This is a genomic window from Pseudarthrobacter sp. NPDC058119, from assembly GCF_042884655.1.
Classification (GTDB): Bacteria; Actinomycetota; Actinomycetes; order Actinomycetales; family Micrococcaceae; genus Arthrobacter.
In genome coordinates this window covers 71,313-93,103 of record NZ_JBHVTN010000009.1, presented here as the reverse complement: position 1 = coordinate 93,103, position 21,791 = coordinate 71,313, and the positions used below count along the sequence as shown (strand labels likewise).

Genomic DNA, 21,791 nt, shown 5'->3' with positions numbered 1-21,791 from the left:
ACTCGTTCTCCTATTTCCCTGGCACCACTACGACGTTCGTGAAACCGCCCCGGCGTTTCTCCACGGCGTCAAGAGCCTCATTTACTTCGGACAATGGGAAGGTCTCCTGCTCGAATACCGAGAGGTCCAGAGTGCCGGCGGCTGCCATCTCCGCCATGTCCTGGCCATCCCCGACCGTGAACCAGAGAGAGCCGATGATGCTTATCTGGAAGCACATGAGCCGGAACATTTCCACGGGCAGCTCTTCGGACATGCCACCGATGCTGGCCATACGCCCGCCCCGACGCAGCGACTCAATCCCAGCCAGAGTGGTCTCCTTGGGAGCGCCCGGACCAATCGCGTCGATAAAGATGTCTGCGCCCAGACCATCCGTGTGCTTTCGAACCCAGTCCCCGACGGGCTCATCCCCATAAGACAGAACATGGACCCGGCGCGGATCCAATTGACGGACCTGCTCCAGCAGCTCGCGGTCGCGGGCGACGGCGAAAACCTTCGTCGCCCCCATGCCAAGCGCGTTAAGCACAGCACCGAGGCCGAGCGTTCCGGTGCCTCCGTGGATCAGGACGGACGTTCCGGCGGCGGCACCCGCCTTCTTCAGCGCGGAGTAGGACGTTCCCAGGTAGCCGAAGCGGCAGGCCTGCTCAAAGGAGATGCTTTCGGGAAGAATAACCAGCCCATCAGCGGGTGCCTTCATGAACTCGCAGAAGCCGCCGTGCGGGTAGTCCTCGAACACCTGCTGTGAACCTGCCCCGAAGCCAAAGTAGCCCTGAAACGTGTAGGCGGGATCATTGATCCGCTCGCCCCGGCGGGAGGCATACGAATCACCCGTGTCACGGCCGGGGTTGACGTAGACCCTGTCGCCCGGCTTTACATTCCGAACATGTGATCCTACCTCTGAGACGATGCCTGCTGCGTCCAGGCCGTAGATGGCCGGCAGCTTCGGCAGTGGCAGGAACGGAAACCACTCGGGGTAGGTCGTGATGACGTTGCGCAGGTTCGGGACCACGTTGCATGCCTTAACTTCGACGATCACGTCGTGTGGTCCTGGCGTTGGCTTCTCAATCTGGTCGACCTGAAACGGCTTGCCGACTTCGTGAAGACGGGCGGCCTGCATCAAACTCATTTCTGCTCCCTTGCAGCAATAGGAAAGAGCACCACTAACGGCGCCGGTGTGAACCACGCTACATTCTTAGCGGGCTAGCATGCAAGCATTCCTATGACTTGAATCACGTTGCAGCTTCACGTACCGTTGTTGGCGGGCTAGCATGCTAGTCCGAAGTTGGCCTTCTACCATTTCTCTTTCCTCCACCAGGAGCACATTATGTCGACGAAGACATCGAGCCGCGCCGTCGGCTCTCCGGCCAAGGTTGCAACCGCCAGCCTTATCGGGACAACGATCGAGTATTACGACTTTTTCATCTACGGCACAGCCGCCGCCCTTGTATTTCCCAAGCTCTTCTTCCCGGAAGCCTCTCCCCTGATGGGATCTTTGCTGGCATTCGCTACCTTCGGGGTGGGATTCTTGGCCCGCCCCCTTGGCGGTGTCGTTTTCGGCCACTTCGGTGACCGCGTTGGCCGGAAGAAGATGCTCGTGATCTCCCTGGTGGGCATGGGCGCTGCAACATTCCTGATGGGCATTCTTCCCGGCTATGCGCAGATTGGGATCGCTGCCCCCATTCTGCTGACGGTACTCCGCCTTTTCCAGGGCTTCATGGTCGGCGGGGAATGGGGTGGCGCGACACTGATGGCAGTGGAGCACGCACCCTTGGGACGCAGGGGATTCTTCGGCGCCTTCCCTCAGATGGGCGCCCCTGCCGGAACCAGCCTTGCCACCGTCGCCTTCCTCATTACGGCGCAGCTTCCTGACGCACAGTTCCTGGCCTGGGGCTGGAGGATTCCCTTCCTCATTAGTTCCCTGCTCGTTGTGGTCGGACTCGTCATCCGCTTGACCATCGCTGAAAGCCCTGCGTTTGCAGCCGCCAGGGAGAAGCAGGAACTCGTCCGACTGCCAATCGCTGCCGCATTCCGCCGCCACCCGAAGGAAATATTCCTCGTTGCCGGCACCTACCTGAGCCAAGGCGTCTTCGCATACATCACCATGTCCTATCTGGTGAGCTACGCAACCACCGTGGTGAAGATCGATCGCCCCTCGGTGCTGTTGAGCGTATTCGCGGCCGGCATCGTCGCCGTCATCCTCTACCCGATCTTCGGCTCCCTATCGGACCGTATCGGACGCAAGACCGTCTACTTCATTGGTGCAGCAGCCATGGGAGTCACTATCTGGCCGGCATTCCTCCTGATCAACACTGGAAGCGCCTTTAACTTCCTGATCGCCGTGGTCCTCGTCTTCGGCATAGCCATGGCTCCCGCCGCTGGCGTCACCGGTTCACTCTTTGCGCTGGTCTTCTCCAGGGAAGTCCGGTACACGGGCGCTTCCGTGGGATACACCATCTCTCAAATCCTGGGTTCTGCCTTCGCACCCTTGATCGCCACTGCGCTGCTGGCAGCAACCGGCACCAGCAACTCCATCGTGCTCTACATGGTTGCTGCCTCTGTCATCTCCGTCATCTCGGTGGCCCTTCTCCCAGGTGGGTGGGGCAAGCGCGAAGCCCAGCGCCAGATCGAGCACGCCACAGAAGAGGACGATGCTCTGCGCGGAGCGGCAGCGGGCGCCTAACCTCAAAGTAAGCCGAATAGCCGGTAACCGTTTTGAAAGGCTGGCATACTAGCATTATGGCGAGTGAAAATCAGCAGACTGGTACGGGAAGAACATCCGGGGCCGGCGGTCGCTTGTCCGGGCAAATGTACCAAACGGTGAAGAAACGGCTCCTGGACGGAGACATTCCGGCTGGTGCCCGTCTCTCTGTTGAGGCGCTCCGCTCCGAATTCGGTGTCAGCAAGCAGCCGGTCATGGAGGCATTGCGGCTCCTGGCGGGCGACGGACTCATCGAGATCCTGCCGCAAATTGGTTCCGTCGTCTTGTCTTATCCGCAGCATGAGGTCCACGATTTCTTCAAGATGTTCGCAGGCTTTGAAGGTGCCATCGCCGCGGTAGCAGCAACCCGGGCCACTCCGGCCGGAATCAGGGACTTGGACGCGATTTCACAACGCATCAAGGACCTTGGCGCACATCCCGATGAACAGGTCCGCTCATACGGGTACCGGGAGCTGAATCGGGAGTTTCACGAACAGATTCATAACATGGCCGGGTCCAGGATTATCAGTACCACCAGCAGGCGTATGTGGGATCTCAGCGATTTTCTAATCAATACCCATGGGTTGCCCCGGCCCCTGGCCAACCACATCCCGGAACGCCAGGAGGATCATGACAAGATCCGCGATGCGTTGGCGGCAGGTGATGCCGAAACCGCCAAGGCTCAGATGGAGGCACACATCCTGGATACCACGTCACTCTTCGAAGAGCCGGTATCGGCGGCTTAGTGGAGTCGAAAGGCGCCCGTCCCCAGCAGGGGGCGGGTGCCTTTCGTATCCTCGAGGCCTCCCCTGCAAGCAAATGTGCTGCCCGCCCACTTGGGGCGCCACTTGTTCATAGATTACCTGTGGCCAGTAAGGCGGGCGGCTGAAAGGCAATACCCAGGCAATGCGTACCGCTGAATGGAACAACTCGTCCTCGGTGATGGAACGCGCCAGTCTCATCCTCGGTGCCTTCCGTATGGAGGACCAACACTTGGGCGTCTCCGAGCTAGCCCGACGAACGGGACTGGCCAAATCCACTGTCTCCCGGCTTGCCGCCGAACTTCTGCGACTGCAGTTTCTGGAGCGCCACGGGCCGGGCTTTCGTCTCGGACTTACTTTGTTCGAATTGGGACAGATGGTGGTCACCCCTAAGGAACTTCGCAGGCGGGCTATGGGGATCATGGTGGACCTGCGCAACGCCACGGGCCATACCATTCACCTTGCGGTCCTGGACGCCGCGGACGTGGTCTATGTCGAGATTCTCCGCGGCCGTGGCACCCCTGTACTGCCGTCCCGCGTAGGTGGAAGGGTGCCGGCCCACGCGACAGCGGTAGGAAAGGCCATGCTTGCTTTCTGCCCGACGACCGTCCTGGACCGAGTCATCGGGTCCGGTCTGCCGCCACTCGCCCGCAACACGATTACCGACGAGCAGATGCTGCGGGCCGAGCTCATAGACATCAGCGCCAGAGGCCTGGCCTTCGAGGAAAACGAATCCGCGCCCGGTAGTGCATGCGTAGCCAGCCCTGTTATGGACTCCGGAGGAGCGCTGGTGGCCGCCTTGTCCGCCTCAGGCTCAGCAGGCTCACTGGAGATTGAACGCGTCGGCCCGGCAGTGCGTACCGCTGCTCTTGCATTGGGTCGCCAATTGCCCCGAAACAGCGCCCTGACTAACGACTGAAGAGCAGTTCCACACCCGGCGGGTCGGCCGCGGCAAGGAGTTTAGCCGTCCGACCCGCTCAATGGCACAAAGGTTTGTCTTCCAACTCCTACTCTCTGAGGATGGGACTCACGTCACAACGCGGTGGCGGTTACCGAGCGAAGAGAAACAAAATGACAAACACCATGCGCGCTGCCCGGCTTCACGAAGTCGGCGGGAAGTTCCAGATCGATGAGGTCCCAGTCCCCGTCCCCGACGACTATGACGTAGTGATCAAGGTCGAATCAGCCAACCTCGTCCAGAACCTAAGGAACGTGATCTCCACCTACCCCTCGCAGAAGCCGTTCCTACCCCTGCCGGAACTCCCTGCAATCTTTGGAATGGACACGGCCGGAGTGATCAGCGACGTGGGTTCACGTGTACGGAACTTGAAGCCGGGTGACCGTGTCTACCTGAATCCTGGCCGCCACTCAGGCGACTCATGGGCGTCCCGGACGGGAGACCCCCTAAGTGACACCGCCTACACATTCCAGGGATATTTCGGCTTTGGGCCGGGCTCAAGTGAGATTCATAAGGACTACCCTCACGGGGGAATGTGTCAGTACGTGAAGGCACCGGCTTCCGGAATTGTCCGAATACCGGCAAACGTTCCAATGGACCACGCGGCGCGGTTTGGGTATCTCGGCACCGCGTACTCGGGTCTTCGTAAGGGCGATGTTCGCGCGGGGACCAACCTTCTGATTCACGGCGTAACGGGCACACTCGGTCTAAGCGCTGTGCTGCTGGCGCTGGCCATGGGCGCCACCAAGATTTTCGGGGTCGCCCGAAACCGGGAACTGCTCGAGCGGATCCGGCAAATCGCCCCTGACCGTATCCAAACCATGGCGTACGGCGATGGCGACGTCGGGGATTGGGTCCGGGAGAACACTGACGGCCTTGGCGCCGATGTCTACCTGGACGCCCTTGGTGACAAGGCAACGGCAAAGGTCAGCATGGCCGGGATCTGGGCCCTACGGCGGGGAGGGCGAATGGTCAGCATTGGCGCCATGCCTGAGGACCTGCCAGTGCCGGTATACCGTCTCATGACCATGCAAATCGATCTGCTCACGTCCCTATGGTTCAGTGTGGCGGAAGGCGAGGAAATGGCCCGAATGGCTTCCGCCGGCACCTTGGACCTGAGTCATTTTGAGGCATGGCACTACAGCCTCGAAGAGGCAAACCAAGCCATCGACGCAGCAACTGACCGCGCCGGGGGCTTCACATCCATCATCATCAAGCCAAACGAATAAACCGGGAGCGCACAGTGAACACCCTCAACCCTGCTTCCACGGCACTCTTAGTTGTCCACCTGCAGCATGACATTGTCTCTCCCGGCACAGCCTTTGGCGCACTGTTCAGCCCGGAAGTGTATTCACGCAACATCCTCGCTAACTGCGACAGCGCCATGGGAGCTGTCCGAGAAGCAGGAGGCCTTGTCGTTGCGCTGCGGATTGCCTTCGCCCGTGATTACTCAAACCTTGACCCCACTATTCCTCTGCTGCAACTGGCTAAGGAAGCGAACTGCCTGAAGGAGGGTACCGCAGGCTCTGCCATCGTTCCGGAGATAGCTGTCCTCGGCCAAGACATCGAGATTACCCATCAATCGCCCGGCCCCTTCAGCCGCTCACTGTTGAACGACCTACTCAAGTCCCGCGGCATTGAGAATGTAGTTGTATGCGGCGTTGCTACCAATGCGTCAGTGGAGAGTGCAGTACGGCAGGCTGCCGACCTTGGATACAGGACGTACATTCTGTCCGACGCCGCCTCCGCAGTGGACGAAGCAACGCACCAGGCCTCTGTCGCTTCCATGGCCTTGTTTGCCCGCGTCATCACGCTCCCCAAACTGCGAGCCGCCCTGCTTTCCGGGAGTGACAAGAGCTAGCCCCGGTCCTTTCGTGCCGCCGCGGCTTGAAAAGACCAGGGGTGGCACAACCTATGCCACCGCTTCGCCTCACCCACCAAGGCTATTGCATTCACCTGCTTGCATGCTAGCATTTATACAGAGGTGCCCCACATCACACAAAGACGTGAAGGATTAGCAATGTCTTCAAATTTCACCGACATCGTCGGTGCCGCAGATCTCCGGGACAGGGAGGCGGATCCCGCCTCCGCGTATGACACGGACGTGGTCATCGTTGGAACCGGACCCACCGGAGGAACGGCTGCCCTGGCATTGGCTTCCTATGGAATCAGGACCATGATGGTCTCCCAGTGGTCGTGGCTGGCCAATACCCCCCGGGCGCACATCACCAATCAGAGGGCCGTCGAGGTCCTTCGCGACCTTGGTATCGAGGAGGAGGCCCGGCGCTACGCCGTGCCGTGGAAGGAGATGGGCGATACCCTCTTCACTACTTCACTGGCCGGACCGGAGATCGCCCGCCTGCAGACGTGGGGCACCGGTGACGCCAGGTCCGGTGAGTACGTCCAGGCCAGCCCCTGCACCATGCTGGACATTCCCCAGACGTACATGGAACCACTGCTGGTCAAGAACGCCGCAGAACGGGGAGCGAAGGTTTCCTTCTCCACCAAGTACCTTGGCCACGCCCAGGATGAGCATGGCGTCACGGTACGCCTGCTGAACCGGAACTCCGGCCAGGAATACTCGGTGCGTGCCCGTTACCTCATCGGGGCTGACGGAGCGAAGAGCCAGATCGCCGAAGAGATTGGGCTGGAAATTGTTGGCCACACGGCACGGGCGGGCACCGCCTACGTGCGATTCCACGCCGACTTGACGCGATACGTCGAGCATCGCCCCAGCATCCTGCACTGGATCATGAACCCGGCGGCTTCATTTGGTGAAATCGGTATGGGACTGCTGCGTTGCGTCCGGCCCTGGAACGAATGGATTGCCGGTTGGGGCTTTGACAAGGATGCGGGAGAGCCGGACCTCAGCATCGACACCGTAACTGCCCAAATCCGGACCCTGGTTGGCGACCCTACTCTCGAACTGGAGGTTGAGGGAGTTTCCACCTGGTACGTGAACCAGCAGCATGCGCTGTCGATGTCGAAGGGCCGGGTGTTCTGCGGTGGAGATGCTACTCACCGGCACCCGCCAAGCAGCGGACTGGGGTCCAACACCTGCATGCAGGACGCCTTCAACCTCGCCTGGAAGCTGGCCTTCGCAATCAAGGGGTACGCCGGGCCGGGGCTGCTGGAAACCTATTCGACAGAGCGGGTTCCCGTCGGCGCACAAATTGTTGCACGCGCCAACCAGTCCCGCATGGACTACGCACCCCTGCGTGACTGCTTTAACACCGACGCCGGAGACGGAACGCGCACAGTGGAAGCGGGCCTGGCCAGGCTCCGCGCCACCACAGCCGAAGGGGCAGAACTGCGCGAACGCCTCAGCAAGGCTCTCGAGCTGAAGAATTACGAGTTCAACGCTCATGGAGTGGAGCTAAACCAGCGCTACGCCAGTGCAGCTGTCGTCCCCGACGGCACGCCAGATGAAAAGTTTGAGCGCGATCCCCAACTCCATGTCCAGCCGACGACGCGTCCCGGCGCCAAGCTGCCCCACGCCTGGCTGGTTGACGCATCAGGCCGGCGCGTATCGACACTCGACGTTACCGGCCATGGAAAGTTCTCCCTCGTCACCGGGCTCTCCGGCCAGGCCTGGAAACAAGCTGCAGAACGACTTAACCTGCCATACCTGCGCACAGTCGTGGTCGGCGAGGCCGGCTATGAGGACCCCTACGCGTACTGGGCCAAGGCACGGGAGACCGAAGAAGCAGGCGCGCTGCTTGTTCGCCCGGACGGCTACGTCGCCTGGCGCCAACTCTCATCAGTATGGGAGGCAGATGAGGCTGAGGCGCAGCTGCGGGAAGCACTCGAAAGCATCCTCGCCACTCCCCTTCGCCACCCCGTGCCCGCACACTAACCCATCACAAAGCTTTCGAAAGGATTCACCATGCCCACGGCACAAATTCCCGCTTACACCACAGACAAGTTTTTCGGACTGGACGATAAATGGCTCGAAACAGCGCCCGGCGAGCTGACCCATTACCACGAACTGGGTGAAGGAACACCGATCCTGTTCCTCCACGGATCCGGCACCGGGGTCACCGCGGCAGCAAACTGGTGGCTCAACCTTCCCGAGCTTGCCGAGCTCGGACGGTGCATCGCCATCGACACCATCGGCTACGGCCAAAGCGTCGTCGCCCCGGGAACCCAGTACGGGATCCGTGAATGGGTACGCCACGCAGTCCGCGTCCTCGACGCCCTGGGCATCGAAAAGACATGGATCGTAGGAAACTCTCTCGGCGGATGGCTCGCGTTCCAGTTCGCCATCGACTACCCCGAACGGCTGCTCGGCATCGTCTCCATGGGCACAGGCGGAGCCAAACTGACAGGGGCCCTGGCCGCACACTCAAAGCCTGATCTTTCGGAAGCCGGCGTCCGCCGGACCCTGGAAATGTTCGTCGTGGACAAGTCTTTGGTCACCGATGAACTCGTCGCGCTGCGCTACCAGGCGGCCCTGAACGACACCGCCTCGGACCGACTCAGCGAGGTCGTCGCAGCACGTGACCGTGACCGCACAGAGCTGCCCTTGGATTTTGATGTTCTTTCGAAACTGGACATCCCGGTCCTGCTCATCCATGGGGTCCAGGACGTCGTCATTCCGGTCGCCCGAACGTGGGAGCTGCTCAACATCATTCCGAACGCCGACGCCCACATCTTCAGTCAGTGCGGTCACTGGTCGCAGGTGGAGCGGGCCGAGGAATTCAACACCATCATCAAGCAATATCTCACCGCCCGCGGCGTCGGACGCTGACAAGAGCCGGATAGAGAGGAAAGACAATGACCCAGGCACTCGTGTGCATGTCACACAGCCCCCTGCTTGAGCACGCCAACCCCGATCCGGAGGTAAAGGCACAGGCCGAGGCTGCCTTCGACCAAGCCCGTCAGTTCGTCAGCGATTTCGACCCCGACCTGGTGATCAATTTTGGACCCGACCACTACAACGGGTTCTTTTACGATCTGATGCCGCCGTTCTGCATCGGTTACGAGGCCTATGGAACCGGAGACTATGACTCGTTCGCCGGGAAGCTGGACGTCCCCACCGAGATCGCAGAAAAACTTGCCCAGCACGTGATCGACCGGGACCTTGACGCAGCCATCTCCCGCCGCATGGAGGTGGACCACGGAGCCGTCCAGCCCATGGAGATCCTCTACCGGGGTGAAGTCACCGCCAAACCCGTCATCCCGATCTTCATCAACTCCGTCGCCCCACCCTTCTCCAAGGTCCAGCGTGTGCGCAAATTCGGCGAGGCTGTCGGTGACTACTTCAAGAACTCGGACAAGAAGGTGCTGTTCATCGGCTCCGGCGGTCTCTCCCACGACCCGCCCGTCCCGCAGATCGCAACGGCGACACCCGAACAACGCGCCTTGCTGACCAACGGCCGCAACCCCACCCCGGAGGCACGTGCAGCCCGACAGGCACGCACTATCGCAACCGCGGAGGCCTTCGCCCGTGGCGAGGCCGACATCATGGACCTCAACCCGGAGTGGGACCTTGCCTTCCTGGACGTGTGCCGCTCCGGCCGGGTGGAAGGCTTCGACGCCTACGATCCTGAAGAGATGAACCGGGTCGCCGGGCATTCATCCCACGAGGTACGGACTTGGGTCGCGGCGTACTCCGCTCTGCGCGCGTGCGGTGAGTACGAGGTGACCTACGAGTTCTACAAGCCCATCAAGGAGTACATCGCCGGTTTCGGCATCACCACGGCGGTGCTCAAAAATGCCTGAACTGAACCTTCACCCCTGCGAGGCAACAAAATGACACTCACCCATTCCCCTGTGGCCACAGCTGATGAGCAGCTGGCGGAGGCTCTCCTTACCGCCGTCGCCTGCGCCCCTGTTCGGGATGTCCTCGATGACTTGGCATCGGCCTATGCGGTCCAGGAGCTGGGTATCCAGCGCCGCACCGAACGTGGCGCCAGGCGCGTGGGCAGGAAGGTCGGGCTCACTTCGCCGGCGGTTCAGAAGCAGCTCGGGGTGGATCAACCGGATTTCGGTGTCCTTCTGGACGAAATGCAGGTGCCTGCTGACGGAATCGTTACCGGGCACCGGCTGATCGCCCCGCGGATCGAGGCTGAGATCGCCTTCGTCCTCGCTGAGGATATAGACGATCCGGATCCCGAAACGGTGCGGCGCGCAGTCGATTACGCAGCACCGGCCCTGGAAATCGTTGACAGCCGGATCAGTAACTGGGATATCGGCATCGTCGACACCGTCGCTGACAACGCCTCCAGCGGCCTGTTCGTCATCGGCGAGCAGAGGGTAAAGCTCAGTGACTTCGTCCCCGCAGAGGTAACCATGACGCTGACCTGCAACGGGGAGGAAGCATCGCGAGGGAACGGGGCAGCCTGCCTCGGAGACCCTTTGAACGCGCTGGTCTGGGTGGCCCAAACAGCCGCCGGCCTAGGCAGGCCGCTTCGCGCCGGGGAGATCATACTCTCCGGCGCCCTGGGCCCCATGATCCCCTTCCTGCCCAACGAACCAATCGAAGCGACCATCACCGGTCTCGGCACTGTCCGGGCCGTACTCAACCAGGAGAAGCCATGACCGCAAAAGTCGCGATCATCGGATCCGGAAATATCGGAACCGACCTCATGTTCAAAATCAAGAGGCTCTCGCAGCACCTTGAAATGGCGGTCTTCGTCGGCATTGACCCCGCCTCCGACGGCCTCGCCCGCGCCCGCCGGATCGGTGTGGCCACCACGGCCGACGGCGTCGAAGGCCTGATCGCCATGCCCGAGTTCCAGGACGTCGAGGTCATCTTTGACGCCACCTCAGCCGGTGCCCACCGGTACAACGCCGAGAAACTCGAACCCTACGGCAAGAGGCTGATCGACCTTACGCCGGCCGCGATCGGCCCCTTCGTCGTTCCACCCGTAAACCTGGACGAGCACCTGGACGCCCCGGACGTGAACATGGTCACCTGCGGCGGCCAGGCCACCATCCCGGTGGTCGCGGCAGTCGGCAAGGCAGCCCCTGTCCACTACGCCGAAATCGTCGCCTCCATTTCGTCCAAATCAGCTGGCCCCGGCACCCGGGCCAACATCGACGAGTTCACCGAAACGACATCCGAAGCGATCGTGAACGTCGGCGGAGCCGCCGCGGGCAAAGCAATCATCGTCCTGAACCCCGCCGACCCGCCCGTCATCATGCGCGACACGGTCCTCTGCCTGGTGGACCGGCTGGATGAGGCCGGACGGGCCGCGGTCGAGGAATCCGTAGCCCAGATGGTCAGATCAGTTGCCGAATACGTGCCGGGATACCGGCTTAAGCAAAGCGTCCAGTTCCAGGACGAGGGGACCGACGTCGAGGCCCTCATCCCGGAAGAGCGCCGGACGGGAAGCTACACACGCGTCAGCGTTTTCCTGGAGGTGGAAGGGGCGGCCCACTACCTGCCCTCCTACGCCGGCAACCTGGACATCATGACCTCGGCAGCGCTGCGCGTCGCGGAACGCCTGGTCACAGCACGAGAGGGAGCAACCCGATGAGCAGCCACAACGACACAACCAATCCCGCCAAGGTCTTCCTTCAGGACGTGACCCTCAGGGACGGCATGCACGCCGTCCGGCACCGGATCTCCATCGAAAACACCCGCAAAATCGCCGCAGCCCTCGACGCCGCGGGCGTCGACGCGATCGAGGTCTCCCACGGTGACGGACTGGCAGGCAGCAGCCTCACCTATGGCCCGGGGAGCCACACCGACTGGGAATGGATCGAAGCAGCGGCAGACGTCGTGAAGAACGCGCGCCTGACGACCCTGATCCTGCCCGGCATCGGCACGGTCAAGGAACTCAAGCACGCCTACGACCTGGGTGTGCGGTCAGTCCGCGTGGCCACCCACTGCACCGAAGCAGACGTTTCCGCCCAGCACATCGCCACGGCGCGGGAAATCGGCATGGATGTCTCCGGCTTCCTGATGATGTCCCACATGATCCCCGCTGAGGAACTCGTCAAGCAGGCCCTGTTAATGGAGTCCTACGGCGCTAACTGCGTTTACGTCACCGACTCCGGCGGAGGCCTCACCATGGATGGGGTCCGATCACGTGTCAAGGCATACCGGCAAGCCCTCAAGCCCGAAACCGAGATCGGCATCCACGCCCACCAGAACCTGTCCCTGGCCGTGGCGAACTCAGTGGTCGCCGTCGAAGAGGGCGCCTACCGGGTCGACGCCTCCCTGGCAGGGCACGGCGCCGGAGCCGGCAACACCCCGATCGAACCGTTCGCCGCGGTTGCCACCCTGCAAGGCTGGCAGCATGGGGCCGATCTGTTCGCCCTTCAGGACGCAGCCGACGAACTCGTCCGCCCGCTGCACGACCGACCCGTGCAGGTCGACCGGCAAACACTCACACTGGGCTACGCAGGCGTCTACTCCAGCTTCCTCCGCCACGCCGAACGGGCAGCCGACACCTACGGCCTGGACGCCAGAGACATCCTCGTCGAAGTAGGCCGCCGAAAGCTGATCGGCGGCCAGGAAGACATGATCGCCGACGTCGCCCTCGACCTGATCAAGTCAGCAGCACACGCCTAACCACGCACATAGGCCCGCAGGCACACCAGTGCCTGCGGGCTCGCCGCACCACCCATACGCCCCTTCCCCGACAGGAAAGCAATGACGCTCCCCTCTCCCCCGCGCCCCGCCCAGCTTCCCTCTGACGCCCACACGGCGACCAACAGGAAGGCAGCACGATGACGGAAGCACTGCTGCAAGACGCTATAAACATCCAGGCTGCCCCGGAAACTGGCCGGAAATCAGCCGGGCACGTCATTGTCGATACCCTGGTCGCCCACGGCATCAGACGGACCCACGTCGTCCCGGGTGAGAGCTTCTTGGACGTCCTGGACGGCCTCCACGGCTCGCCAATAGAGACGATCGTCTGCCGTCACGAGGGCGGGGCAACGTATATGGCCGAAGCAGACGGCAAAATGAATCAGCTGCCGGGTATAGCGATGGTGACCCGGGGCCCTGGCGCGGCTAATGCCCACGTCGGTCTGCACACGGCGTGGCAGGACTCGACCCCGATGGTGCTGTTCGTCGGGCTGATTCCCTTCGCGCATCGGGATCGCGAGGCGTTCCAGGAGTTCGATATCAAGGCATGGTTCGATACCGGGGCCAAGCGCGTCATGGTCCTCGATCACGCCGAAAGGGCATCGGAGATCGTCGCGGAAGCGCTTTTCGCGGCCATGAGCGGCCGGCCCGGCCCGGTCGTAGTGGGTTTGCCGGAGGACGTGATCCGGCAGCAGGTCAGCGCCGAGCTGCATCCCCCGATTCCTGTGGCCACCGGCGGCATGACAACAGTTGATTCGGAGGCCCTTGCGAAGGCGCTGGCCGCGTCCAGCAAGCCCCTTTTCGTCACCGGCGGCAATGACTGGACACAGGAAGGCGCAGACCAGCTCACCCGCTGGCTGGAAAAGCACAAGATTCCGGCGGCTGCCGAATGGCGTACCGAAGGCACCGTCCCGTTCGATTCCCCCTCCTATGTTGGACCAATCGGCTACGGACGTCCCCGCCCCACATATGACCTGCTGGAGGAAACCGACCTGCTGGTATTTGTGGGCACCGTTCCGGGGGACGTCATCACCGACGGGTTCCTGTGCCGTCAGGACTGGACCAAGAAGAACTTCCTGGTCACCATCGACCCGTCGCTCCGGGGCCGTTCCGGCCCTGTGTCCTACCAGATCGTTGCCAAGCCCGATGTCTTTGTTCGGGACCTGGCCAGGATTGAGCTCCCGGTCAAGAGTGAGTGGCAGGCCTGGACAGCGAGGATGCGCGGGGAGCAGGAAGCTTTCGCAGCCCTTCCGCCATCGGCGCCCAGCGACGGCCAGGCCCGCATGGACACCCTGATGGCGAATCTTGTCCCCACGCTTCCAGTGGACGCGATGGTCACCCTCGGCGCCGGCGAGCACACCAACTGGGCCCACCGCTACTTCCCCACCCAGCGGTATGCGTCTATGATCAGCGCGCGCAATGGCTCCATGGGCTACTCGGTTCCTTCCGCAATCGCTGCCTCACTGGAATACCCGGGCCGGCGTGTTGTCACCATCGCCGGAGATGGCGAATTCCTCATGAACGGGCAGGAACTGGCAACAGCAGCCCAGTACGGCGCGACTCCTTTGGTGATCGTGATGGACAACCAGGAATACGGAACTATCCGCACGCACCAGGAACGCCACTACCCGGACCGGGTCTCCGGAACGCAGCTCACAAATCCCGATTTCGCTCTGATGGCACAGGCGTTCGGTGGTTTCGGCATCAAAGTCGAACGCGATGCCGATGTTCCCGATGCCATCAGCGCCGCCCTCAGCGCGATAGACGAGGACAAGGTGTTCGCACTCATCCACCTCGTGGTCGAGCAACGGGTCAAGGCCTACTAGAGGCGCCCCTCCGGTGTTTCAGCCTCTTGAAAACCCTACATTTGAAGGATTTCCTTATGACTGTTTCTGAGCTGTCGCCTGCTGTCTCGCGTGAGCGGGAGGCTTCCCTCCTGGCATCCGTGCCCACCGGTTTGCTGATCAATGGTGAGTGGAGGGAGGCATCCGACGGCGGCACGTTCAATGTGCACGATCCCGCCACCGGGGAGGTGCTCGCGACGCTCGCCTCGGCCACGAGCGAGGACGCGTTAGCGGCACTGGATGCGGCAGACGCCGCGCAAGCCTCCTGGGCGCGGACCGCGCCGCGGGTGCGGGCCGAGATCCTGCGCCGTGCCTTTGACCTGGTGACCGAGCGGGCCGAGGACTTCGCCCTGCTGATGACCCTGGAAATGGGCAAGCCCTTGGCCGAGGCCCGCGGCGAAGTGACCTACGGGGCCGAGTTCCTGCGCTGGTTCGCCGAGGAAACCGTCCGCGACTACGGCCGCTACCTCACCACCCCCGAAGGCAAGAACAAGATCCTAGTCCAGCACAAACCCGTCGGGCCCTGCCTGCTCATCACCCCCTGGAACTTCCCCCTCGCCATGGCCACCCGCAAGGTCGCCCCGGCTGTAGCGGCCGGCTGCACCATGGTCCTCAAACCCGCCAAACTCACCCCGCTCACGGCGCAGTACTTCGCGCAGACCATGCTCGACGCAGGCCTCCCCGCAGGAGTCCTGAACGTCGTCGCCTCATCTTCAGCTTCCGGGATTTCCGGGCCGCTGCTTGCAGACTCCCGGCTGCGGAAAGTCTCCTTCACCGGCTCCACCCCGGTCGGCAAGCGCCTCATGGCCGACGCCGCCCAGAACGTGCTCCGGACCTCGATGGAGCTCGGCGGGAACGCCCCCTTCATCGTGTTCGAGGACGCGGACCTCGACGCCGCCGTCGAGGGCGCGATGGCGGCGAAAATGCGGAACATGGGCGAAGCCTGCACCGCCGCCAACCGGTTCCTCGTCCACGCATCCGTAGCCCAGGAATTCACCCGCAAGTTCGCTTCCGCCATGGCAGCACTGACCACGGGCCGCGGCACCGATCCGGACACAAAGGTCGGACCCCTGATCGATGGCGGCGCCCGGGATGACGTGCACGCCTTGGTCAGTGCCGCGGTCAACGCCGGAGCCGTGGCCCTGACCGGCGGTGCACCGCTCGACGGGCCAGGCTACTTCTACCAGCCCACCGTCCTTGCCGACGTCCCGAACGATGCCGCGATCCTGGGCCAGGAAATTTTCGGCCCCGTCGCGCCGGTGACCACGTTCGCCACTGAAGAAGACGCCATCAAGCTCGCCAACGCCAGTGAGTACGGGCTCGCGTCCTACCTCTACAGCCGCGATTTCAACCGCCTGCTGCGGGTGGCCGAGCAGATCGAGTTCGGAATGGTTGGTTTCAACGCTGGCGTCATCTCCAACGCAGCCGCCCCCTTCGGCGGCGTGAAGCAATCAGGTCTCGGCCGCGAAGGCGGCTCCGAAGGCATCGCCGAATACACCACTACCCAGTACATCGGTATAAGCGACCCCTACACCGCGTAGACAGGCATGGGAGCTGCAACCGCTTGGGCCCGAATGAGGCTACCTGGACTGAGTGCCTGGAAACCAACTAGCCGCGGGGCACTCCCAGGACCTGGGTGCCTTTCGCACCGCACCTACTTTGAAGGATGCAGCAAGCAATGAAACTCCTCACTCTCCGCATTGGCAACGGCGCCACCACTGCGGTCCGGCAGGACGGCGACACCCTCACCGAAATTTCCGGCTTTTCCGATGTCGGGTTCCTGCTGAAAGACCCCAACTGGGAGACCACGGCGAAGACAGCCAAAGGCACAACGCACCCCTATGACGGCGCCGATCTCGCCGCCGTCATCCCGTCCCCGGGCAAGATCATCTGCGTGGGCCAAAATTATCGGAACCACATCGAAGAGATGGGGCATGATTTACCGGCGTACCCCACCCTGTTCGCCAAATACGCCGAATCCCTGACCGGTCCGAACGACGACCTGGTCCTGCCGCAGGAATCAGACACCGTGGACTGGGAGGCTGAGCTCGCCGTCGTGATCGGCAAGGCCGGCCGCCGCATCCCCGAAGCCCAGGCGGGGGATCACATCGCCGGGTATTCAGTGCTGAACGACGTCAGCATGCGTGACTACCAGTTCCGCACCATGCAGTGGCTGCAGGGCAAGACTTGGGAAAAGTCCACCCCGTTCGGCCCGGCACTGGTCACCCGGGACGAATTTAGTGCCGGCCCGCTGATGACCTCGGCCGTGGACGGCGAAGTCCAACAGAGCACCCCGACCTCGGACCTGGTGTTCACCCCTGAGTTCCTGGTCTCCTACATCTCCACGATCATCACACTGAACCCCGGCGACGTGATCGCCACCGGCACCCCTGGCGGCGTGGGCCACGCCCAGGACCCCAAGCGCTACCTGCAGGAGGGCCAGGTCCTGGTCACGGCCATCGAGGGCCTGGGCCAGCTGACCAACCGCGTGGTCAAGGAGGCATGATCAACGAGCCAGCAGGGTCCGGGGAGTAGCCTTTGCAAGGTACCCAGAGCCGACTTCCGTCCGCCAAGTAACTCTCCAAGGTCCTTTCACGGGCCCGGAAACGGCGCCCAGTGAAAGTGAGACGTGAGATGGTGTACGGGTGAACAGCCCAGTGCGCCGTACCCGCAGCGGGGCAGCCCGCCATGACGCGATCGTCAGTGCTGCCGGTCAACTTTTTGCACAAAAGGGTTACTGGAGCATCTCCTTGCGACAAGTCGCACGTGAAGCCGGGATCTCGATGCAGGGGTTGTTGCGCTATTTCCCTTCAAAGGAAGATCTGCTCACAGCCGTGCTGGACAGCCTCCGGGAGAAACGAGCCGAAACGGGCGGTCCGATCATTGCAGACACCATGGCAAGCCTCGACGTATTTGCCGACCTCGCCGAGCGCAACCAGCAATTGGAAGGGTACTCGGAGGTCTACAGTGTCCTTCTGGGCGAGGCGAGCAACCCGGATCATCCTGCCCATCTTCGCTTCGTTGAACGGACAAGGCGCGTGCAGGACGTGATCACAAACCACTTCCTCAGCGCCGTCGACCGCGGGGAGTTGCCCCAAGGCATAGACGTGGTTGGAGAAGCCAGGCGTTTTCAGGCTGCGTGGGATGGCCTGCAACTGCACTCCCTATATTCGCCTGACGTCAACGTCCCGGCGATGCTTCGCCGACGTCTGGAGCAGATCGCAGGGAGAATCCCAAGCGGATTCGGCAGCTCACTTCTAAATATCGCACCTGCTGCCCCGTCTCGGGTCCCCGAGCTAGACAAGGACGGGTATTCAGCAGGCAGGCAAACCCGCGATTGCCTCTTGAGCGCAGCCGTTGACCTCTTTTCGAACGAGGGCTATCACAACACCAGCCTGGCCGACATCAGCCGCCGAGCCGGCATCGCAAAGTCCACCGTCTTCCACCACTTTGCCACCAAGGAGCATCTGCTCATCGCGGTCATAAACCGCTGGCGCCACTTTTTGGACGACGCCCGGAACAGCGAGATTGAGACTGACAGCATTTGGGAACATCTCGTCAAAACCGCAACCTACGAATTGAGTTCCGCCCGTATGCTCAGGCTGTACGTCGTTCTGGCAAGCGAAGCCCGCCCGGCAGATCATCCCGCTCACGACTACATAGATGAGCGGCTGCAACGATCCAGGTCTGACTTTGCACTCGCCGCTGGTGGTTTGGGAATTTCCGACCCTGCTACCGAGGGGGTTTGGCTGGCCGCGCTACTGGATGGGTTGCGAATTAACTGGCTGTACGACTCCACGTCCGTCGACGTGGCCTCCGACATGGAGGCGCACCTCGGCGGTCTGCCGAAGACCGCCCTTCACGATTCAGGTTCCTGAAGCAGCCCTGAGGCCGGGCGAGGGCCCGGACCTGCTTCCGCAGTTCCGGGCCCTCGCCTGTTGGCCTCGGGTTACTTCAACGCCGTGGTGGTTTGCAGGCGGAGGTCATCGGACGCTGCCCCGACGGCTACGCTGCGGGTGCCGGTCCCCCGTACCCAATCCCCCTTCGCTGCATCCCAAGACGAAAGGTCCTTGGGGTCGACGTGCAGCGAGAGCTTCTGACTGGTACCTGCCGGGAGATTAACCTTGCCGAACTGAACCATCTTCATCGCCGTCTGGGCGACACCGCTGGGGAGGTCAGGGGACTTCCCCAGATAGACCTGGGCGGACTCAGCGCCATCCTTGGTTCCCCGGTTCGTCACCGTAAAGGAGACCTCTAGGCCGCCGTCCCCGGCCGGGGCAACCCCCAGACCGGAATAGGAGAAATTGGTGTAACTCAGTCCGTGGCCGAATGCGAACAGTGGTTTAACCGCGGTCGTGTTGGCTGCCGGGTCGGTGAACCACCGGTAGCCCATATTGAGGCCTTCAGACCACTTGATGGTTTTCTGGGCTTCGCCCGCGTCCTGAGTTCCAGCGGACCGTTCCGGGTGTCCTGCAAACAGGGTCTGCTTGCTATCGACAGGGAAAGACATTGTGAGCTTCCCGGAGGGGTTTACCTTGCCGTACAGGACATTGGCTGTTGCTGTTCCACCTTCCTGGCCGGGGTACCACATCTCCAGAACAGCATCAACGTCGTTGATCCACGGCATTTGCACGGCCGAACCAGTGTTGAGCACGACGACGACCTTGTGGCCGACAGTATGTGCGGCAGCAGCGACGGTGGAGACCAAACGATTTTGCGAGGCGGCGAGCTGTGCAACGTCAGTGAGGGGGGAGCTTCCGCCATCGCCGGTTGTTGTGTTCGCGTCATCGACGAAGACCACTGTCGTGTCGTTGGACTTAGCCGCCTCGGCAGCGGCGGAAAGCGCCTTGTCCGTGTTGGACCATGCGAACCGGATGGCAGGGTCGGATGCCAAGCCGCCATGAGGGGTATAGCTGATTTCCACCTTGTGCCTGCCGGGAGTCAGGTTCGTCGTGCCGGCCTGATTGGCGACGCCGAGGTACTGCCCGTTGGCTGCGACAGTCTTGATGTTTTTGTCCGTTGAAACTGCAGGGTAGTCGTTGGGTGTCATCTTGCTGTCAGGGTCTGACAGTTTAAGCGCGGCGCCATCAACGGTGAGGGTGACTGCCCTAGGAGGTGCAGTCGTGGCCGGAGGTAAGCCGAATCCCTGGGGGACCGCTGTTGGTTCCACGTTCCGAATCCCATGGTTGAAGGCGTTTCGGTCCCCTGTGTCGTAGCCGTAGGGCCGCTGGACGAGGAGCCGGTAGTTGCCGCCCTCCGGGACGTTCATGTAACCGGTCCACGTGTACGTATCGCCCTTGACCAGTCCCTTGATGTTTCCGTCCAGGACGGGGTCCGTGGCGGTAGTGACGGTACCATCAGCACTCGTACGGGTACGGGTCAGGCCCGGCTTGTCGCCGGTGGAGTCCTGGCTCAATGCAGACGCCGGCACCGGCTCGCCCCAAATGTCGTCACCGGGTGTGTGGGTGACGTTGCTGCCGGCCATGGAAGTCATCGCGTCGAAAGGGCTGATGGCGACTCGGTCACTGAACCCGGTTGACCGCTCACCTCCAGGGCTTGCAGGCAGCAGGTTGGCCGAGACTCCTGTGACTGCGACTTTGCCGCCGGTTCCGAGAGGGAGGGTGGTGTTGTTGTTTTTGAGCAGGACGGCTGCGTCTTCAGACAGTTTCAGCGCCTGCTTGATGCCTTCGGCTTTGTCTACGTTCGCGTTCAGGTCGGATTTTTCAGAGTTTCCGTGTTGCTTGACCTCTGAGCGCTGTGCGGCGGGGATCTTTGCATTGTCGAGGAGCCCGAACCGTTCGTACTGGTAAACGATCCGTGCGACGGCTTCTTTCGCCGCGTCAGCATAGGCCTTGTCGTACGACGGGGAGGCCGGGTCAATGAGCGGGATAAGGTTCTTCCCGCTCAGGAAGCTGGTAAGGAATTCCTGGTCGGTCCCGGCCATAAGGTCCGAGGTGCTCTTGGCAGCGTTGTAATCGGTGGTGACCCACCCCTTGAAGTTCCACTCCCCCTTAATGATGCCCTGGAGCATTCCTTCGTTGGAGCAGGCATAGTGCGGGCTGTCCTGATAGTCGAGGATCTGGAACGTGGCGTAGGAGCACATCAGGGATGACACTTTGCCATCCTTTACCGCGGCCTCGGCAGGTGCGAGATACATCTCCCTGGCCGCCTGTTCTCCTACCAGCGACGGTGTGGATTGTTCCTGTCCGTTGTACATGCCGACGTGCTTGACCTGGGCCATTAGCCCGGTCCCTTGGATGGCATTGATCTCGTCCGCGGTGAACCGTTTGGCAAGATATGCGTCTTCGCTGTACGCGGTCATGTTTCGGCGCCACGAAGGAGTTCTGGCGATGTCAGTCTGGGGTGCATAAATCAGGTCCTGGCCCAGATCTAGGCCCTCCCGGGCTGAGGTTTTGCCGAAAGCAGCGATTGCCTCCGGGTCGAAGGAGGCGGCAAGTCCTAAGCGGGTAGGGAATGCAGTTGCTTCAGCAAATACTTCGATTCCCTGGGCATCTACATGGCGTGCCTCGGGCACGCCCAGCCGGGGAATGCCCTTCACATATCCTGCTTGACCGTGGGGATCGGGGTCGGTGGTGGCGTCGATGCCGAACTTGTTCGCGAAGCTCCCCTCGATCAGATCGATTTCCTCGCTGGGGGTTGCATTGCCGGCGATCCACTCAACGGTTTTGGTCCATGGAGCGTCGGCGGCTATGGGCGGGGATGTCGGTTCAGGTGTAGGGGGCGCGGCCATTGCAACGGCCGGGGCGAGGGTGGTAGCGACGACGATACTCCCAACGACAGATGTGACCACCTGTCTGTGCCTGTGCCGCTCAGCCGGAGCTGAGAATAGGAACTTTTTCACGGAGTCCTCCTTGACTGTGGGGTTGCGAGATCTGCCAGCTGCGGCTCAAGGCCACCAGGAGTGCGGGAATCGGTATCTGCTGGCATGTCCATTAGCGCACATACCAGGGAGCTTTTGCTAACAATCGGT

The 21,791-nt window shown here is 62.1% G+C and carries 17 protein-coding genes; 15 read left to right on the top strand and 2 right to left on the bottom strand.

Annotated elements, in window-relative coordinates; translation table 11 throughout:
- Positions 1-10: 10 nt before the first annotated feature.
- Positions 11-1,123 carry an alcohol dehydrogenase catalytic domain-containing protein gene (locus ACFVTD_RS18235; protein ID WP_387565623.1) on the bottom strand — a complete coding sequence of 371 codons (1,113 nt, stop codon included), beginning with the start codon at positions 1,121-1,123 and terminating at the stop codon, positions 11-13.
- 198 nt (positions 1,124-1,321) lie between these two features.
- On the opposite strand from ACFVTD_RS18235, the gene ACFVTD_RS18230 reads away from it, so the two are divergent.
- The 15 genes from ACFVTD_RS18230 (at position 1,322) to ACFVTD_RS18160 (ending at position 18,678) form a co-directional block, all read left to right on the top strand.
- Positions 1,322-2,677 (top strand): MFS transporter, encoded by a 1,356-nt coding sequence (locus ACFVTD_RS18230; RefSeq protein ID WP_387565620.1) that lies wholly within the window; start codon positions 1,322-1,324, stop codon positions 2,675-2,677.
- A gap of 56 nt (positions 2,678-2,733) precedes the next feature.
- On the top strand, positions 2,734-3,441 hold the full coding sequence (locus ACFVTD_RS18225) for a GntR family transcriptional regulator (protein WP_387565617.1): 708 nt from the start codon (positions 2,734-2,736) through the stop codon (positions 3,439-3,441).
- 160 nt (positions 3,442-3,601) lie between these two features.
- Complete coding sequence (locus ACFVTD_RS18220) at positions 3,602-4,375, top strand: IclR family transcriptional regulator (protein WP_387565614.1); 774 nt, start codon at positions 3,602-3,604, stop codon at positions 4,373-4,375.
- Between the two features lie 152 nt (positions 4,376-4,527).
- Positions 4,528-5,643 carry an alcohol dehydrogenase catalytic domain-containing protein gene (locus tag ACFVTD_RS18215; protein ID WP_387565611.1) on the top strand — a complete coding sequence of 372 codons (1,116 nt, stop codon included), beginning with the start codon at positions 4,528-4,530 and terminating at the stop codon, positions 5,641-5,643.
- Between the two features lie 14 nt (positions 5,644-5,657).
- The gene (locus tag ACFVTD_RS18210; protein ID WP_387565608.1) at positions 5,658-6,275 is read left to right on the top strand and encodes a cysteine hydrolase family protein; all 618 of its coding nucleotides are present in this window, start codon (positions 5,658-5,660) and stop codon (positions 6,273-6,275) included.
- Positions 6,276-6,434: 159 nt separating this feature from the next.
- Entirely contained in the window at positions 6,435-8,270 is a 1,836-nt protein-coding gene (locus ACFVTD_RS18205; protein WP_387565605.1) for an FAD-dependent monooxygenase, read from the top strand.
- A gap of 30 nt (positions 8,271-8,300) precedes the next feature.
- Positions 8,301-9,164 (top strand): alpha/beta fold hydrolase, encoded by an 864-nt coding sequence (locus tag ACFVTD_RS18200; protein ID WP_387565603.1) that lies wholly within the window; start codon positions 8,301-8,303, stop codon positions 9,162-9,164.
- A 26-nt stretch (positions 9,165-9,190) separates the two neighbouring features.
- Positions 9,191-10,138, top strand: a complete 948-nt coding sequence (locus ACFVTD_RS18195; protein ID WP_387565601.1) for a 3-carboxyethylcatechol 2,3-dioxygenase — start codon at positions 9,191-9,193, stop codon at positions 10,136-10,138.
- 30 nt (positions 10,139-10,168) lie between these two features.
- On the top strand, positions 10,169-10,957 hold the full coding sequence (locus tag ACFVTD_RS18190) for a 2-keto-4-pentenoate hydratase (RefSeq protein ID WP_387565600.1): 789 nt from the start codon (positions 10,169-10,171) through the stop codon (positions 10,955-10,957).
- The gene (locus ACFVTD_RS18185) at positions 10,954-11,898 is read left to right on the top strand and encodes an acetaldehyde dehydrogenase (acetylating) (protein ID WP_387565597.1); all 945 of its coding nucleotides are present in this window, start codon (positions 10,954-10,956) and stop codon (positions 11,896-11,898) included. The genes ACFVTD_RS18190 and ACFVTD_RS18185 overlap by 4 nt, the downstream gene beginning before the upstream one ends.
- Positions 11,895-12,938 (top strand): 4-hydroxy-2-oxovalerate aldolase, encoded by a 1,044-nt coding sequence (gene dmpG / locus ACFVTD_RS18180; RefSeq protein ID WP_387565594.1) that lies wholly within the window; start codon positions 11,895-11,897, stop codon positions 12,936-12,938. The genes ACFVTD_RS18185 and dmpG overlap by 4 nt, the downstream gene beginning before the upstream one ends.
- A gap of 158 nt (positions 12,939-13,096) precedes the next feature.
- The gene (locus ACFVTD_RS18175) at positions 13,097-14,782 is read left to right on the top strand and encodes a thiamine pyrophosphate-dependent enzyme (protein WP_387565591.1); all 1,686 of its coding nucleotides are present in this window, start codon (positions 13,097-13,099) and stop codon (positions 14,780-14,782) included.
- A 56-nt stretch (positions 14,783-14,838) separates the two neighbouring features.
- Complete coding sequence (locus ACFVTD_RS18170) at positions 14,839-16,341, top strand: NAD-dependent succinate-semialdehyde dehydrogenase (RefSeq protein ID WP_387565589.1); 1,503 nt, start codon at positions 14,839-14,841, stop codon at positions 16,339-16,341.
- 137 nt (positions 16,342-16,478) lie between these two features.
- Positions 16,479-17,306, top strand: coding sequence for a fumarylacetoacetate hydrolase family protein (locus tag ACFVTD_RS18165; RefSeq protein ID WP_387565586.1), 828 nt, complete (start codon positions 16,479-16,481; stop codon positions 17,304-17,306).
- A 139-nt stretch (positions 17,307-17,445) separates the two neighbouring features.
- On the top strand, positions 17,446-18,678 hold the full coding sequence (locus ACFVTD_RS18160; protein WP_387565583.1) for a TetR/AcrR family transcriptional regulator: 1,233 nt from the start codon (positions 17,446-17,448) through the stop codon (positions 18,676-18,678).
- Positions 18,679-18,749: 71 nt separating this feature from the next.
- On the opposite strand, the gene ACFVTD_RS18155 is transcribed toward ACFVTD_RS18160, so the two are convergent.
- A complete protein-coding gene (locus ACFVTD_RS18155) occupies positions 18,750-21,662 on the bottom strand; it encodes a beta-glucosidase (RefSeq protein ID WP_387565581.1) in 2,913 nt (970 codons plus the stop codon).
- Between the last annotated feature and the right edge of the window lie 129 nt (positions 21,663-21,791).

Coding starts and splice junctions, on each gene's coding strand:
- ACFVTD_RS18170 (WP_387565589.1), top strand. CDS start 14,839: ATGACTGTTTCTGAGCTGTCGCCTGCTGTCTCGCGTGAGCGGGAGGCT.
- ACFVTD_RS18225 (WP_387565617.1), top strand. CDS start 2,734: ATGGCGAGTGAAAATCAGCAGACTGGTACGGGAAGAACATCCGGGGCC.
- ACFVTD_RS18205 (WP_387565605.1), top strand. CDS start 6,435: ATGTCTTCAAATTTCACCGACATCGTCGGTGCCGCAGATCTCCGGGAC.
- ACFVTD_RS18200 (WP_387565603.1), top strand. CDS start 8,301: ATGCCCACGGCACAAATTCCCGCTTACACCACAGACAAGTTTTTCGGA.
- ACFVTD_RS18235 (WP_387565623.1), bottom strand. CDS start 1,123: ATGAGTTTGATGCAGGCCGCCCGTCTTCACGAAGTCGGCAAGCCGTTT.
- ACFVTD_RS18165 (WP_387565586.1), top strand. CDS start 16,479: ATGAAACTCCTCACTCTCCGCATTGGCAACGGCGCCACCACTGCGGTC.
- ACFVTD_RS18215 (WP_387565611.1), top strand. CDS start 4,528: ATGACAAACACCATGCGCGCTGCCCGGCTTCACGAAGTCGGCGGGAAG.
- ACFVTD_RS18175 (WP_387565591.1), top strand. CDS start 13,097: ATGACGGAAGCACTGCTGCAAGACGCTATAAACATCCAGGCTGCCCCG.
- ACFVTD_RS18230 (WP_387565620.1), top strand. CDS start 1,322: ATGTCGACGAAGACATCGAGCCGCGCCGTCGGCTCTCCGGCCAAGGTT.
- ACFVTD_RS18220 (WP_387565614.1), top strand. CDS start 3,602: ATGCGTACCGCTGAATGGAACAACTCGTCCTCGGTGATGGAACGCGCC.
- dmpG (WP_387565594.1), top strand. CDS start 11,895: ATGAGCAGCCACAACGACACAACCAATCCCGCCAAGGTCTTCCTTCAG.
- ACFVTD_RS18195 (WP_387565601.1), top strand. CDS start 9,191: ATGACCCAGGCACTCGTGTGCATGTCACACAGCCCCCTGCTTGAGCAC.
- ACFVTD_RS18185 (WP_387565597.1), top strand. CDS start 10,954: ATGACCGCAAAAGTCGCGATCATCGGATCCGGAAATATCGGAACCGAC.
- ACFVTD_RS18190 (WP_387565600.1), top strand. CDS start 10,169: ATGACACTCACCCATTCCCCTGTGGCCACAGCTGATGAGCAGCTGGCG.